This window comes from Chelativorans intermedius (genome assembly GCF_025398255.1).
Lineage (GTDB): Bacteria > Pseudomonadota > Alphaproteobacteria > Rhizobiales > Rhizobiaceae > Chelativorans > Chelativorans intermedius.
This window is the reverse complement of the sequence record NZ_JAODNW010000007.1, coordinates 175,405-190,362: the sequence shown is the minus strand read 5'-3', so window position 1 is coordinate 190,362 and position 14,958 is coordinate 175,405. Positions and strand designations below refer to the sequence as shown.

Annotated in this window: 12 protein-coding genes; 3 read left to right on the top strand and 9 right to left on the bottom strand. The window is 66.0% G+C overall.

Annotated features, from left to right (window positions below):
* Window positions 1-14: 14 nt before the first annotated feature.
* Entirely contained in the window at window positions 15-1,934 is a 1,920-nt protein-coding gene (locus NYR58_RS07695) for a beta-N-acetylhexosaminidase (protein WP_261519905.1), read from the bottom strand.
* A gap of 169 nt (window positions 1,935-2,103) precedes the next feature.
* A complete protein-coding gene (locus NYR58_RS07690) occupies window positions 2,104-2,967 on the bottom strand; it encodes a MurR/RpiR family transcriptional regulator (RefSeq protein WP_261519903.1) in 864 nt (287 codons plus the stop codon).
* 220 nt (window positions 2,968-3,187) lie between these two features.
* Here NYR58_RS07690 and NYR58_RS07685 point away from each other — a divergent pair, with 220 nt between their 5' ends.
* Genes NYR58_RS07685 through NYR58_RS07675 form a run of 3 tightly spaced genes read left to right on the top strand, consistent with a single transcriptional unit; the run spans window position 3,188 to window position 6,264 of the window.
* Entirely contained in the window at window positions 3,188-3,679 is a 492-nt protein-coding gene (locus tag NYR58_RS07685) for a hypothetical protein (protein ID WP_261519902.1), read from the top strand.
* 30 nt (window positions 3,680-3,709) lie between these two features.
* On the top strand, window positions 3,710-5,185 hold the full coding sequence (locus NYR58_RS07680; RefSeq protein WP_261519900.1) for a M81 family metallopeptidase: 1,476 nt from the start codon (window positions 3,710-3,712) through the stop codon (window positions 5,183-5,185).
* Window positions 5,182-6,264, top strand: coding sequence for a D-TA family PLP-dependent enzyme (locus tag NYR58_RS07675; RefSeq protein ID WP_261519899.1), 1,083 nt, complete (start codon window positions 5,182-5,184; stop codon window positions 6,262-6,264). The genes NYR58_RS07680 and NYR58_RS07675 overlap by 4 nt, the downstream gene beginning before the upstream one ends.
* A gap of 17 nt (window positions 6,265-6,281) precedes the next feature.
* Here NYR58_RS07675 and NYR58_RS07670 read toward each other — a convergent pair whose 3' ends face one another.
* From NYR58_RS07670 to ngg, 7 genes are all read right to left on the bottom strand, one after another.
* Window positions 6,282-7,415 (bottom strand): ABC transporter ATP-binding protein, encoded by a 1,134-nt coding sequence (locus tag NYR58_RS07670; protein WP_261519898.1) that lies wholly within the window; start codon window positions 7,413-7,415, stop codon window positions 6,282-6,284.
* Window positions 7,416-7,585: 170 nt separating this feature from the next.
* A complete protein-coding gene (locus NYR58_RS07665; protein ID WP_261519897.1) occupies window positions 7,586-8,797 on the bottom strand; it encodes an ABC transporter substrate-binding protein in 1,212 nt (403 codons plus the stop codon).
* Between the two features lie 113 nt (window positions 8,798-8,910).
* Window positions 8,911-9,771 (bottom strand): carbohydrate ABC transporter permease, encoded by an 861-nt coding sequence (locus NYR58_RS07660; protein ID WP_261519896.1) that lies wholly within the window; start codon window positions 9,769-9,771, stop codon window positions 8,911-8,913.
* Window positions 9,771-10,655, bottom strand: a complete 885-nt coding sequence (locus NYR58_RS07655) for a carbohydrate ABC transporter permease (protein ID WP_261519895.1) — start codon at window positions 10,653-10,655, stop codon at window positions 9,771-9,773. Before NYR58_RS07655 ends, NYR58_RS07660 begins: the two co-directional genes overlap by 1 nt.
* 9 nt (window positions 10,656-10,664) lie before the next feature.
* Window positions 10,665-11,825, bottom strand: coding sequence for a Gfo/Idh/MocA family protein (locus tag NYR58_RS07650; RefSeq protein WP_261519894.1), 1,161 nt, complete (start codon window positions 11,823-11,825; stop codon window positions 10,665-10,667).
* Window positions 11,826-11,991: 166 nt separating this feature from the next.
* Entirely contained in the window at window positions 11,992-13,149 is a 1,158-nt protein-coding gene (locus tag NYR58_RS07645) for an osmoprotectant NAGGN system M42 family peptidase (protein ID WP_261519893.1), read from the bottom strand.
* Window positions 13,150-13,152: 3 nt separating this feature from the next.
* Complete coding sequence (ngg, locus tag NYR58_RS07640) at window positions 13,153-14,955, bottom strand: N-acetylglutaminylglutamine synthetase (RefSeq protein ID WP_261519892.1); 1,803 nt, start codon at window positions 14,953-14,955, stop codon at window positions 13,153-13,155.
* Window positions 14,956-14,958 lie beyond the last annotated feature (3 nt).

Sequence of the window (14,958 nt, the reverse complement as noted above, 5' to 3'; positions counted from 1 at the left end):
ATGCGGCCGGGCCGTCAAAGGCGCGGCGCAAGCGGCGCAAGCGCACAGAAGCGTTGCCAGTCCTTTGCCGCGCGCGGCGTCCACGCCGCCTCGGCAACGGCGCACAGGCGCGGAAAGACCAGATGGTTGAAATAGGCCCTGGAGATGAAGTTCTCGGTCCAGATGCAGGCCTGGATGCCCTTCATCCGTTCCTTCAGCCGGGCGGGGAAATCGCCCTCAGCCTCGTATTCATAGGTGCGGCGGGGCGGCACGGTGCCGGCCCAGCTTGCCCCCGGTTCCTGCCAGGCATCCGCCTGAACCATGTCGAGATAATATGCCTGGCCCGGCGTCATGACGACGTCATAGCCCTGCTCGGCGAGCGCCATGCCGATCTCCGGGCTCTGCCAGGCCATCAGCAGCGTTCCCTCGGGTTCGACCCCACCGCCATGGGCAACCTCGTTCCAGCCCGCAAGCAGGCGCCCGCGCTCGGCCAACATCGCCTTGATCCTGCGCAGGAAAAAGGATTGCAGGCCGGAGGTGCCGGCGATGTTCTCCCTCTCCATCAACGCCCGGGCGAGCGGCGAGGCGAGCCACGCCCCCTCGGCCACCTCGTCGCCGCCGACATGGATGTAGCGGGAGGGGAACAGGGCCACGAGCTCGTCGAACACCCGGCCCAGCACCTCATAGGTGAAGGGCACGGCCGGGTTGAGCGCGTTGTTTGGATAGCCCTGGACGGAGAAATAGCTCTCCGGCGCTTCCTGGCCGTCCACCAGCTCCGGCAGGGAGACGAGCATGGCTTCCGAATGGCCGGGTATGTCGATCTCCGGCACCACCTCCACATGCAGGGCCGCGGCATGGGCCACCAGGGCCCGCACCTCGCCCTGCGTGTAGTATCCGCCGCGCGGCGCGGCGCCATCGCCGAGCTGGGGCAACAGCGGACCGTCGGGGCTGCGCCGGCTGCCGATCTCCGTGAGCCTCGGATAGGCCTTGATCTCGATCCGCCACGCCTCGTCATCCGTCAGATGCCAGTGGAAGACGTTGAGCTTGTTCCAGGCCAGGATGTCGATGAAGCGGCGCACATCCTCCACGGGGAAGAACTGGCGCGAGACATCGAGATGCGCGCCGCGCCAGGCATGGCGCGGCGCGTCCGCCACCGCGCCGGCGGCGGGGAAGCGGAAGCGTTCGGGGTTCCTGCGCGCGCCATGCAGAAGCTGGGCAAGGCTGACGAGGCCATAGAACCGGCCGGCCGGCCCGCCGAAGCCGAGGACGATCTTCTCGGGAGCGATGTCGAGCGTGTAGGCTTGCGCCGCAAGATCCTGGCGCTCCCGAAGAGCGAGCGCCCGCCCCGCAGGCACCCGTGCAAGGCTGAAGGGAACATGATCGTTGGGGAAAAGCCGATGGAAGAGCGACAGCACCTCGGACACGGCCTGCAGGCTGCCGCCCGGCGTGCCGACTTCGGGATAGAGGGCTACGGGAACATCCTGACCGGGCTCGAGCCTGCAGGCCGCCGGCCAGGGCAGCAGGGCGAAGGGCTGTGCAACCCGCCCCTCGGGCAGGAGCGGCGGCGGCGGCGCGCTCTCCCCCATTTCCAACATGAGGTCGCCGAAGGCGACGGGCAGATGGCGCCCGTCTGCCAGGGTTACATAGGCGGATTTGACGCCGTCCGTGCGGTGAACGGCCGGGCGCGTGAGCCCCTCGACCGTGAAGGTCCACGCACCGCCGGACGCCAGCTCGAAGCCCGCCGGTGGCGCGTATTGGTGAAAATTGGCGTGGCGGCGAAGCAGCGTGGCGTTGCCGCAGCGGTGTTCTTCGGCGGTGCGGGTGAGCGAGGTGTAGGCGAATCTGAAATCGCGCATCGCCTCGCCCGACAGGTTGAAGAGGGTGAATGTGAAGCGGCCGTTCGCATTCTCGACCGGCATCCAGGAACATTCCACGCGGAAAGGGGCGACGGGCATCGCAAACCTCGACTATCGGCAGGATCGAAAGGATCGCCTCGGCGGCAGGGGCGGCCGACATCCGGTTTCCGGCGCGCCGGGTGCGGGGCGAACGGTGGAGCACCGGAGACCCCGCTCGATGCGGAAGCGCCACCCGGCGACGGACGTCTTCAAGAAACGAGGCCATCCCTCAGTCGCCCAGCGGCTGGCGGTCGTCCTCGTCCCTGTGGGTGACGAGTTCCTTCTTGATGCGCCTCAACGTCACCGCCGCATGATCGCGGATGCGGTAGGCGACGATGTTGGCGACGATATCGACCAGCGCCAGATAGGCGTAGCGTGTCGATGTCGGTCTGTAGATGTTGCTTCCCTCCGGCAGGTCCACCGGCACGGTCAGGTCCGCCGCCTCGGCGAGCGGGCTTTCGCTCTGGGTGAATGCGATGGTGAAGACGCCGCCGTCCTGGGCGAGGCGGAAGGCGCGCACGAGCTCCGCATTGCGGCCGGAGAAGGAGGAGCCGACCAGCACGTCGTCGGGCTGGGCGGCGGCCGCCAGCATGAGCTGCATGCCGTGGTCGGTGCTGGCGGAGACCCGCAGGCCGAGCCGGAAGAGGCGGTTCTGGATCTCGTTGGCAATCATCGAGGAATTGCCGCCGGAGCCGAAGGCATAGATCATCGGCGCTGCGGCAATCCGCTCGGCCGCCTGTTCCAGCCGCGCGACATCGAGCGCGCGGTGGAAGGAAAAGAGCGCCGACTGCGCCTTGCTGACGATGTCCTCGGCAACCTCGGCGGGAGAGGCGGCCCTGGCCTCGGGATTGAGATAGCGCGCGCCGATGAAGGATGTCTTGGCCAGGCGCACCTTGAAGTCGGAGAAGCTCTGGCAGCCGAGCCTGCGGCAGAAGCGCGTGACCGTGGGCGGCGAGACCTCCACCCTTCTGGCAAGTTCGATGATCGAGGCATTGACCGCGAAATCGAAATCGTCGAACAGGATGTCCGCGATGCGCTGCTCGGCCTGGGAAAGCTGGTCCCTGCGCTCCTGCAGCATCATCAGAATGTCCATGCGCGCCTCCCCGGCTCTGCTTCCGCCAACCGCCCCCGCAGGGCGCGGCCCCTGCCATCCCGCCGCCAACCGCCAGGGACGGTCTGGGATCCGCCGCCATCGCCTCGGGCCAGGGAAGACAGGGTGCCATCTACGCAAATTATTTTCTGCATCAATTGACAATTCACCACACAGAAGCGATTTTGGCTATAACAAAGCGGAATTTATGAAAAGAATTTAGATGCGCGATCCCTTCGCCAACCCGTTTCCCGGCTCCGACACCGCCCGCCATGCCATCTGGACCATGCTGGTCGAACGCGACATCGACGCCTTCCTCGCCACCGACTGGAACATGGTCGCGGAGGATTTCATACAGGACGGCTTCATCGGCATCGACGCCTGCGGCAAGGAGAATCCCGACCTGTGGCGCCTCAACTTTCCCACCCTTGCCGCCTATCGCGACGAGTGGCTGCGCCAGGCGCGGGCGTTTGCGGCCCGCAGCTATGGCGAGGACCCGAGGGCCGCGCTCTTTGCCACCACCACGCTGGAGGACATCGAGATCGAGGGCGAGACGGCGCTGGCGCGCAAGAAGTTCGATGGCAGCATCCAGCTTGCAGACGGCACCCGCGACATTCTGAAGTGGCAGACGCTCTATTATTGCCGCCTGCACCAGGGCAGATGGAAGATTGCCGGTTTCACCGGCTATCTTCCCCACCCGATGGGCGCCTCGTGACGGTGCACAGCAAGAAGAAAGGCCGAAAGGGTGCGTCTGTTCACCGCTGCACTTGCCACTGAGACCAACACGTTTTCGCCCATCTGCATCGACCGCCGGGCTTTCGAGGCTTCGCTCTACGCACCGCCGGGCCGGCACCCGCCGACGCCGACGCTTTGCACGGCACCCATCACCGTCGGGCGCGGGGTGGCGGCCCGGAAGGGCTGGACGCTGATCGAGGGAACAGCCGCCTGGGCAGATCCGGCGGGGCTCATCAACCGCGAAACCTATGAAGAGCTGCGCGACGAGATCGTGGAGCAGCTCAGGGCCGCCATGCCGGTCGATGGCGTGGTGCTGGGTCTGCACGGCGCCATGGTCGCGAACGGCTATGACGACCCGGAAGGCGACCTTCTGGCCCGCATCCGCGAGATCATCGGCCCCGACGTTCTGCTGTGCGCCGAACTCGACCCGCACAGCCATCTGACGGCAAAGCGCACGGCGCTCGCCGATTTCTTCGTTGCGTTCAAGGAATTTCCGCATACCGATTTCGTGGAGCGCGCGGAGGACCTCTGGCGCATCGCGGTGGCAGCGCTGGAGGGGCGGGCAAGGCCCGTCATGTCCGTCTTCGACTGCCGCATGATCGACGTCTTCCCCACCTCGCGCGAGCCCATGCGCTCCTTCGTGGACCGGCTGACGCAGATCGAGGCGCGCGACCCCGACATCCTGTCCCTCTCGGTCATCCACGGTTTCATGGCGGGCGATGTGCCCGAAATGGGCACCAAGATCATCTGCGTCAGCAACGGCAAGGCGGAGAAGGGAGCACGGCTGGCACGCGAGCTCGGCATGGAGCTGTTTTCCAAGCGCGGCTCCTTTCTCATGCCGCAGGTGGACGAGAAGGACGCGGTGGCGGAAGCGCTGGCCGCGCCGGAAGGGCCGGTCGTCATTGCCGACATGTGGGACAATCCGGGCGGCGGCACGGCGGGAGATGCCACCATCGTGCTGGCCGAGCTGCTGCGCCGCGGCGCGAAGGATGCCGCCGTCGGCACCATATGGGACCCCATCGCGGTTCAGATCTGCATGGCGGCGGGCGAGGGAGCGGAGATTCCGCTGCGCTTCGGCGCGAAATCGGCACGGGGAACGGGCGATCCCGTCGACGGGCATGTTGAGGTGGTGCGGCTGGTGCGCAATGCCCAGATGCGCTTCGGCGAAAGCCTGGCGCCCTTCGGCGATGCCGCCCATATCCGGCTGGCCGGGATCGACATCGTTCTCAACACGACGCGCGCGCAAAGCTTCGATCCCAGCCTTTTCGAGGTGATGGGCATCGACCCGCGCACGAAGAAGATCCTCGTCATCAAATCGACCAACCATTTCTACAGCGCCTTTTCCCGCATCGCCACGAAGATCATCTATTGCGCCGCCGGCACGCCCTATCCCAACGATCCGGCAAGGACGCCCTATCGGAAGGCGCGGCGCGACATCTGGCCGATGGTGGAGAACCCGCACGATCAGGAGGCTGCTTCGGCATGATTTCGGCCCATCCCAGCAATCACATCCTGAGCCTTTCGACGCCACGGCCGGTCATCGACGAGGACGTGATGGCGGCCAACATCGCGCGCGTTCAGGCCTACATGGACGCGCATGGCCTTGCGTTCCGCCCGCACATCAAGACACACAAGATCATTGCCGTGGCCGAAGCGCAGAGGATGGCGGGCGCGGCCGGCATCAACTGCCAGAAGGTGAGCGAGGCGGAGGTCTTCGCCGCGGCCGGCTTCGAGGACATTCTCATCACCTACAACATCCTGGGCGCGGAGAAGCTCGAACGGCTTGCCGCGCTCAATCGCCGCATCCGGGCGCTGAAGGTCACGGCCGACAGCGCGATCGCGATCGAGGAGCTGGCACGCCGCTTCTCGCCCGAAAGGCCGCTTGCGGTGCTCGTCGAGTGCGACACGGGCGGCGGGCGCTGCGGGGTGCAGACGCCGCAGCAGGCCGCAGCGCTTGCCAGGCAGATCGCCGGCAGCGGCGGCCTGCGCTTCGGCGGGCTGATGACCTATCCGAAGCCGCGAAGCGCGGCGGCGGTGGAAGCCTGGCTGTCGCAGGCCGCGGCGCTCTGCGCGCGCGAGGGCCTTGCCTGCCCCATCGTCAGCAATGGCGGCACGCCGAGCCTGTTCGAGGCGCATCTGGTGCCTTCCGCCACGGAGCACCGGGCCGGCACCTATGTCTACAACGACCGGGCGATGGTGCGCGCGGGGCACTGCGCCCTCGCCGACTGCGCCATGCACATCCTGGCCACCGTGGTCTCGCGGCCGACCGCCGAGCGGGCGGTGATCGACGCCGGTTCAAAGGCGCTGACCTCCGATCTTCTGGGCTTTGCCGATTTCGGTCACGTGATCGAATATCCCGATGCCGCCATCACCGGCCTTTCGGAAGAGCACGGGGTGCTGGACCTGTCGCGCTGCATGGACGCGAGGCCCACAATCGGCGAGACGATCCGAATCGTGCCCAATCACACCTGCGTGGTCTCCAACCTGTTCGACGAGATGGTCTTCCACCGCGGCGGGGTGGTGACACGGGTCGAGAAGGTGGCGGCGCGCGGCATGGTCTGGTAGGCGCCGCGCTTTCCCGCTCACCCGGCAGCGGCCAGAAGTTCCGGGTCGATCTGCGTCATCTCGACACGCCGCTCGAAGGCGACGCCGTTCTCGTCGAACAGGTGGCAGTCGGCTGCCATGATGCCGGTCTGCAGCGGCTCGTCAGCGCGCACCGGGGCGGCGCCGTCGACAAGCGCGCAATAGTTCTCGCTCTCGCTGCCCGGCAGCGCGGCATAGACCACGGTGCTGGCGCCCAGCCTTTCGATGACGGTGGGGGTGACGGTCATGGCGAGATCGCCGCCGCCGAGCCGGATGTGCTCCGGGCGAATGCCAAGCGTGAGCGGCCTGCCCTCCATGCCGGGACGCGGTGCGACGGGCACGGTGATGGCGCGGCCTTCATACTCGACCTCCATGCCCTCCGGTCCCGCCGCCTTGCACTTGACGGGAAGGAAATTCATCTTCGGATTGCCGATGAAACCGGCCACGAACAGATTCTCCGGCTTGTGATACAGCTCCAGCGGCGCCCCGTTCTGGGCGATCTCGCCGGCGTTCAGGACCACGATGCGGTCGGCCATGGTCATGGCTTCCACCTGATCGTGGGTCACATAGATCATCGTTGCCTTGAGCCGCTTGTGCAGCTTTGTCAGCTCGATGCGCATCTCGGCGCGAAGGGCCGCGTCAAGGTTCGAAAGCGGTTCGTCGAAGAGGAATATCTTGGGCTCGCGCACGATGGCGCGGCCGATGGCCACGCGCTGGCGCTGGCCGCCGGAAAGCTGGCCGGGCCTTTGCTGCAGCCGCTCCTGAAGCTGCAGCACGCGGGCTGCAGCCTCGACCTTCTCGCGAAGCGCGTCCTCCCTCATTCGTTCCACCCGCAGCGGGAAGGCGATGTTCTCGAACACCGTCATGTGCGGATAGAGCGCATAGGACTGGAAGACCATGGCGATGCCGCGCTTGACCGGCGGCAGTTCGTTCACCGTCACGCCGTCGATGCGGATCTCGCCGCTGGTGATCGCCTCCAGGCCCGCCAACATGCGCAGCAGCGTGGACTTGCCGCAGCCGGAAGGGCCGACGAAGACGACGAACTCACCCTTCTGGACATCAAGGTCGATGCCCTTGATGATTTCGACGGCGCCGAAGCACTTGCGGAGATTGGAAAAGGTTAGCTGACCCAAGGCACCTCACTTGCCGCCGTCCCCGGCCGCCCTGGGCGGGGGATGTGGCGGACCGATGTCGTCTCGATTGCGCGATCAACCTGCATTCTGCCATCCGTGCTGCGCGGCGCGACGGCCGCGGGCGGCGAAGCCGCAGCACGGGCAGCGGCTTCGCCCATCGCCGGTGCAGGCTACCTGTAGGCTTCGATCTCCCCGGCGGTCTCCTTGAGCGCCGCCTCGGGCTCCTTCGTTCCCGTCACCACCGCCTGCACCATGTCGATCATGGCGTTCTGGAACGCCTTGTAGTCGGTGAAAAGCGGCTCGGGCCCGCCGAAGGCGATGCCGTCGAGGAAAGGCTTCCAGGTGGGATCCTCCTCCACCATCTGCTCCACACCCGGCACGGGGCGCAGCGGCGTGAGGCCATGCGTCTTCTCGTAGAAGAACTGGTGCACCGGGTTGGTCAGCCATTTGGCGAGGTCGATCGCCTTGTCCTCATAGCCGGTGCCCTTGAAGACGGCCAGGCTGTCGGTGATGAGCAGCGTGCCGGGACCCTTTGCCTGGGGGCCGAGCGGCAGGGGCGCCACGCCCCAGTTGAGCTCCTCGTTGAGGCGCACGCGCACCCAGGGGCCCTGCTGGATCATGGCGACCTTCCGGTCGTTGAACAGCGCGGTCAGATCGTCCTGCTCATAGGCCGTCGGCCCCTCCTGGGCGACGTCGACCATCTTGCCGTACCAGGCGAGCGCCTCCAGGTTCTGCGGGCTGTCGAGCACGATCTCGCCGTTCTCGTCGATCACCTGGCCATTGTTGGTGTACACCCAGTGCAGATACTGGTGCATGGTGTTGTCGAAGGTCTTGGCCGAAAGGCCGTAGCCCGCCGCGTCCGTCTTTTCCTTGATTGTCGCGGCCATGTCGTAGAGCTCCTGCCAGGTTTTCGGCGGCGTCTCCGGGTCGAGGCCGGCCTGCGCGAACAGATCCTTGTTCCAGTAGAGCGCCTTGGTGGAAAAGGCGACGGGAACGCCCCATTGGGTGCCGTCATAGGTGACGGTGGAAACGATGTTGGGATAGTAGGACGCCTTCTCCTCCTCGCTCATTGGAACGGGCACGATGAGGTCGTTCTCGGCGAACTGCTTCAGCGTGCGCGAGCCGACATAGGCCAGCCCCACCGGCGTGCCGGCGGCGGCCAGGGTGGTGATCTTCTCCTGGCACTGCGACCAGCCGATGATCTCCACATCGACCGTGTAGCCGGGGTTGTTTTCCTCCCACTCGGCAATGAAGCGGTCATAGCCCTCGGCCAGCGAGTCGCCGCACTGGATCATGGTGATGGCCGTGTCCGCCTGCGCCGTGGCTGAGGCGGCCGCCAGAAGGGCGGCCGTGGCCGCGCCGAGCAATCCTGTTCTGATCATGTCCGTTCCCTTTCTTGGTTCCCTGAAGGTGGAGGTTTCCTGCGGTGTGTTCATCTGGTTCTTGTCTTCCTTTTCTCCCCATTCGCCGCGCAGTGCCGTTCCGCGCGGTGAATTCACGTTTTCAAGGCGCCGGCGGTCATTCCCGCCACGAGATAGCGCTGCAGAAAGATGAAGACGACGAAGACCGGCAGGACGCCCAGGAAGCTTGCCGCCATGAGTTCGTTCCAGATCACGTCCTGGCGGCCGAAAAAGGCGTAGAGGCCAACCGGCAGCGGCATGTACTCGGTCTTCGAATTGAAGGTGAGCGCATAGATGAACTGCTGCGCATAGATGGTGAGAAACGAGTAGATGGCCACCACCGAAATGCCGGGCATGGCGAGCGGCAGGATGACGCGCCGGAAGGTGTAGAAGCGGCTGGCGCCGTCGGCGAGCGCCGCCTCCTCCAGCTCCTGCGGGATGCGCAGCATGTAGGTGCGCAGCAGCCAGATGCCGGTGGGAATGATGAAGGCCACGCCCGGCACGATCATGGCGAAATAGGTGTTGAGCAGGCCGAGGGTGCGCATCAGCCGGAAGAGCGGGATGAGCAGCACCGCGCCGGAAAACATGTTGACGGCCAGAAACGCGCCGAGCAGCGGGCCGCGCCCGCGAAACTCGAAACGGGCGAAGGCGTAGGCCGCCGGCGTTATGAGGATCACGCCGATCAGCGTGCCCACCGAGGCAATGAGGATGGAGTTGAAGATGTAGCGCCCGAGCAGCGGCACCCGCTCCCACATGGTGAAATAGGCATCGAAGGAGGCCTTCTCCGGCCAGAACCTGTATGGCGAGGAGAACAGGTGGGTGAGCGGCTTCAGCGAGACCAGGAACCCCTCGACGAAGGGGGCCAGCACGAAGCCCAGAAACAGCGCCACGCCGGCGTAGATGCCCGCCAGCTCATACCAGCGATAGCGGTCGATCATGGTGTTGGGCTTGCTCATCATCGTATCGTCGCTCCCGAAAAGCGGCTGACGAGGCGGAAATAGAGGAAGCAGAAGACCGACAGGAAAATGCAGATCAGCACGGCGCGCGCGGCACCCTCGCCGAACTTGTAGGAGCCGATGGCCGTGCGGTAAGTGTCGATGATCATCGTCGTCGTCTGGCCGGAAGGCCCGCCCTGGGTCAGAATCCAGATGATGTCGAAGGAGTTGAAGGTGGCGATCAGCGACAGCATCGACATGGTGATGAGCGCCGGCACGATGAGCGGCAGGGTGATGCGGCGGAAGCGGTAGAAGCGGCCGGCACCGTCCACCCACGCCGCTTCGTAGAGGTCGCGCGGGATCGACTGGATGGCGGCCAGCAGATAGATCGTCACCATGGGCACGCCGATCCACACATCGGTGACGATGGTGGCCCAGAAGGCGGTGGTGCCATAGGCGAGAAAGGGCAGCGGCCCCTCGACGATGCCGAGGCGCTGAAGCAGGCCGGAGATCATGCCGAACTCGCCGTTGTACATCCAGCCCCACATGAAGATGCCGATGGCCATCGGCACGATCCACGGCGGCATGGTGAGCACGCGAAAGAGGGTGCGGCCAGGCACGGCGGCATTAAGCATCACCGCGCCGAAGGTGCCGATCAGCATCTTCAGCGCGACCGAGCAGAACGTCCAAACGAGCGTGCGCACGATCACGTCTGAAAAGCCGCGCTGGAAGATGTTGCGGTAGTTCTCGAAGCCCACCCGGTCATAGGTGCGCCGCAGCGAGGCATTGGTGAAGGAGAGATTGATGGTGTCGACGAGCGGATAGGCGACGATCACCAGGACGTAGAGCAGGGCTGGCGCAAGCAGGACCCAGGCGAAGACAATGGCGCTTTGTCGGATCGTCATCGCCACGCCTCACGCCGCCTGCGGCATGAGCGCCTCGTCGAAGCGCTCCCAGAGGGGAGAAAGATCGACCACCTGCCTCTTGCGCCGCGCCTCGTCGATCGCCAGCGCCAGAACGCCCGCCTCCATGGCCTCGACGGCGGAGACGGGCAGCGGCGCGCCGCTGCGCATGTGGGCGATGATGTCTGCCGCCATCTGCTCGTCGGCGCCATAGTGTTGGGAGAGCGCCGTGCGGTTGGCGTATCTCTCCTCCACCAGCTTGCTGCCGGTATGCGCGTCGTGAATGTCCAGATAGCCGCGGATGAAATCGCCCTCGGCCATGCCCTTCGAGCCGATGATGCAGAAACGGCGGAACTGGTCCGGCACGTTGAGATTGGTGTGGAAGGCCATGGCGGCCCCGCTCGCATATTCGACGATCGCCGTCTGGAAATCGACGATGTCGGCATCGCTGTCGAACACCCTGTCGCTGCCGAGCCAGCCGCTCGGCTTGCGGTGATAGACGCCCATATCGTCGATGCCGTCATTGGCCGGCGCATTCTCGGGCACGAAGCTCTTGCGCCCGCCGAAGCTTGCCGCGCGCAGAGGCCGTGCCCCCACGATGCCGTTGTAGAGATCGAGGTCGTGGCAGCACTTCTCCAGCATGAAGCTGCCGGAAAATTGCTCGTAGCGACGCCAGTCGCGCATGAAGAAGGCGCCATGCGCCGGCTCGATATGCTCGCAGGCTTCGATGGAGACGACGTCTCCCAGAAGGCCCTCCTCGCGCGCCGCCATGACGCGGCGGAAATGCGGCGAGTAGCGCAGCACCAGACCGACCATCAGCCGCTCCTGCCCATGGCGGGCGAGAAGACGGGCAAGGGCGTAGGTCTGGTCCAGCGTCGTGACGATCGGCTTCTCGCAGAACACCTTCAGACCGGCATCGAGGCCGCAGCGGATGTGCTCCAGATGCATGTGGTTGGGCGAACCGATCATCAGAAGATCGAGCGTCTCGCGGGCCACCAGTTCCTGCGGCGAGGCATAGGCCCGGCCAGCGGAGATCCCGTGCTCCCTGAGGGTCGCCAGGCCGGCGGGCGCCGGGTCCACATAGCCGGCGATCTCGAATGTCGCGTCGAGGGCGCTGAACACATGCCCCAGATAGCCGAGACGAAACCCGAGCCCGATAATGCCAACTCTCATTTCCGGCTGTCCCTCGGAAGCGCTTTGACGTAATTATTTTTCTTAGGTTGTGACAGATTTCCCCTTCAGTCAACGTTTCCGCGCAAATTTTTAGGAAGACATGAAATTGATTTTCATACCTGGTCGAACAAAGCGGCGCAGGCGCCCGCTCACCAAGGGGGCGGGCCTATCGCGGCTGCGGCAGCTTGCGCGGGCGGGTCGGCTGTTTGGCCGCTTCCGTGGGCTGTTCGGTGAAGCCTTCGATGTCGGAGACATCCTCCACGTCGCGCTCGATCTCCAGCGGGCTCACGACATAGGCGGTGGTGAGCTCCGCCACCGAGCGCAGGGCGTGGACGTGGATGCGCTCATAGCCGTGCGAGGCATCGACGCCGAAGGCGATCAGCGCCGTGCGCACGTCGTGGCCGGCCTCCAGCGCGGAGGCGGAGTCGGAGCGATAGTAGCGGAAGATGTCCTTCTGGAAGCGGATGTCCTCCTCCCGGCACAGGTCCACCAGCTTCTTGGTCAGATGATAGTCGAAGGGCCCCGACTGGTCGGCCATGGCGATGGTGACGCCGAATTCGGAGGAGTTCTGCCCCGGGGCCGTGGTGCCGTTGTCGATGGTCACCATGGAGGCGATTTCCGGTGTGACGATGGCGGCCGCACCAACGCCCACCTCCTCGGAGATGGTGAACAGCCAGTGCGTGTCCACCGGCGTGCGCGCCTTGTTCCGGCCCATGGCCTCCAGCGAGGCGAGCGCGATGGCCACGCCCGCCTTGTCGTCGAGATGGCGCGAGACGATGAAGCCGTTGTCGAGAAACTCCGGCTGCGGGTCGATGGCCACATAGTCGCCGACGTCGATGCCGAGCGCCAGCGTGTCTTCGCGACTCCAGGCCAGGGCGTCGATGCGCAGTTCCACATGCTCCCAGCCGACGGGCTGTTGGTCCACCCCGTCGTTGAAGGTGTGGCCCGAAGCCCTGAGCGGCAGGATCGAGCCGCGGAAGCTGCCTTTCTCGGTGTAGATGGTGGCCCGCGCACCCTCCGCGAAGCGGGCCGACCAGTGGCCGATGGGCACGAGCTCCAGGCGGCCGGTCTCCTTGATGCGCTTGACCTGGGCGCCCAGCGTGTCGACATGGGTGATGATGGCCCGCGCCCCGCGCCGGCTTTCGCCGCGCCAGATGGCGCGGATGGCGCCGCGCCGCGTCAGCTCCGGCTCAAGGCCCAGCCGCTCCAGCTCCTCCGTGACGTGGCGGACGATGGTGTCGGTGTATCCGGTGGGGCTGTCGATGGCCAGAAGGGCCCTGAGCTGCTCGGTGAGGTAGTCGACGTCGATCTTCAGTCGCGCCACGAATCACTCCTTGGAGCCGAGCGCCTGCTTCGCAGATTTCGGGCCCGAGCGGGGAAACAGAAGATCGACGAAGCGTTCGGCGGTGGGTTGCGGTTCGTGATTGGCCAGGCCCGGCCGCTCATTCGCTTCGATAAAAACATATTCGGACCGGCTTGGCGACCGTACCATGAAGTCGATTCCCACAACCGGAATGTCGATGGCGCGCGCGGCCCTGCAGGCCGCGTCCACCAGCGCGGGGTGCACCTCCTCCGTCACGTCGTGGATGGAGCCGCCGGTGTGCAGATTGGCCGTCTTGCGCACCACCACTTCCTCGCCCTCGGCCGGTACGGAATCCAGCGCATAGCCCGCCGCAGAGAGGCAACGCCGCGTCTCCTCGTCCACCGGGATCGAACTCTCGCCGCCCGTGGCGGCCGAGCGGCGGCGGGAGAGATGGGCGATCAGCTTCTCGATGCTGCTCACGCCGTCGCCGACCACGCGCGGCGGCCGGCGCACCGCCGCCGCCACGAGCCGGTAGTCGATGACGACGAGCCGCAGGTCCTCCCCCTCGAAACAGGCTTCCACGAGAACCCGGTCGCAAACCTCGCGCGCCGCGGCCACGGCCTTTTCCAGATCCTCGATCGTCTCGATTCCCACGGCAACGCCGCGCCCCTGCTCGCCGCGCGCCGGCTTCACGACGACACGCCCGTGCCTGGCCAGAAACGCCGCCAGCTCGTCGCGCCCGCTTGCCGCGTCGATCTGCTCGGGCACGGCAAGTCCGGCCCGCTCCACCACGCGGCGCGTCACCGCCTTGTCGTCGCAGATCGACATGGCGACCGCCGATGTCAGCTCCGAAAGGCTCTCACGGCAGTGGATGGAACGACCGCCGAAGGACAGCCGGAAGAAGCCGCCTTCGGCATCGGTGATGTCGACGGCGACGCCGCGCCGCTGCGCCTCGTCCACGATGATGCGCGCATAGGGGTTGAGCTGCTCGTAGGCGGCCGGCGGATGGGTGAACAGCCGCTCGTTGATCGGGTTCTTGCGCTTCACCGCGAAGATGGGGACGCGGTGGAAGCCCAGCTTCTCGTAAAGCGCGATGGCCTGCTCGTTGTCGTGCATCACCGAGAGGTCCATGAAGCTGGCGCCGCGCGCCTGGAAATGCTCGGCAAGCCGCCGCACCAGCATCTCGCCGACACCGGGATGGGGGCTTTGAGGGTCGACCGCCAGGCACCAGAGGGAGGAGCCGTTTTCCGGGTCGCGGAAGGCACGGCGATGGTCGACCCCCGTGACCGTGCCCAGAATGTCGCCGGTGCGCTCGTCCTCGGCCACCAGATAGGTGATGGCGCGGCTGTCGCGCTTGCGCCAGAAGAAGTCGGGCCTGACCGTGACCATGCCGCGGCTTTGATAGATGGCGTTGACCGCATCGGCGTCGGCCTCGGTGGAAAGCCGACGAATGAAAAAGCCGCGTGGCCGGCGCTGGCCAGGGCGATAGGTGGCCAGATCCAGCCTGTAGGTGTGGGAAGGATCGAGGAACAGCTCCTGCGGCGCCAGCGCCAGGAGCACGTGCGGATCGCGGATGTAGAACGCGATGTCGCGGCGCGCCGGCCCCTCTTCCCGCAAGGCATCGGCAAGCGCCCGGTTGGATTCGTAGGTCTGGGCGAAAAGCAGCCTGCCCCAGCCGAGATCGAGGGCGACGGATTTCGCCTGCTTCGCGTCCTCCCTTTCGCCCTGTCCCGGCGCCGGGTTCATAATCTCGCTGCGCAACCGCTTGAGGCGATGGCCGAGCGCCTTGTCGCTGCGCCCTCGATGGGCCCCATCCCTTCCCGACATCAG

Coding starts and splice junctions, on each gene's coding strand:
- NYR58_RS07660 (WP_261519896.1), bottom strand. CDS start 9,771: ATGAGCAAGCCCAACACCATGATCGACCGCTATCGCTGGTATGAGCTG.
- ngg (WP_261519892.1), bottom strand. CDS start 14,955: ATGTCGGGAAGGGATGGGGCCCATCGAGGGCGCAGCGACAAGGCGCTC.
- NYR58_RS07650 (WP_261519894.1), bottom strand. CDS start 11,825: ATGAGAGTTGGCATTATCGGGCTCGGGTTTCGTCTCGGCTATCTGGGG.
- NYR58_RS07655 (WP_261519895.1), bottom strand. CDS start 10,655: ATGACGATCCGACAAAGCGCCATTGTCTTCGCCTGGGTCCTGCTTGCG.
- NYR58_RS07690 (WP_261519903.1), bottom strand. CDS start 2,967: ATGGACATTCTGATGATGCTGCAGGAGCGCAGGGACCAGCTTTCCCAG.
- NYR58_RS07675 (WP_261519899.1), top strand. CDS start 5,182: ATGATTTCGGCCCATCCCAGCAATCACATCCTGAGCCTTTCGACGCCA.
- NYR58_RS07685 (WP_261519902.1), top strand. CDS start 3,188: ATGCGCGATCCCTTCGCCAACCCGTTTCCCGGCTCCGACACCGCCCGC.
- NYR58_RS07695 (WP_261519905.1), bottom strand. CDS start 1,934: ATGCCCGTCGCCCCTTTCCGCGTGGAATGTTCCTGGATGCCGGTCGAG.
- NYR58_RS07665 (WP_261519897.1), bottom strand. CDS start 8,797: ATGATCAGAACAGGATTGCTCGGCGCGGCCACGGCCGCCCTTCTGGCG.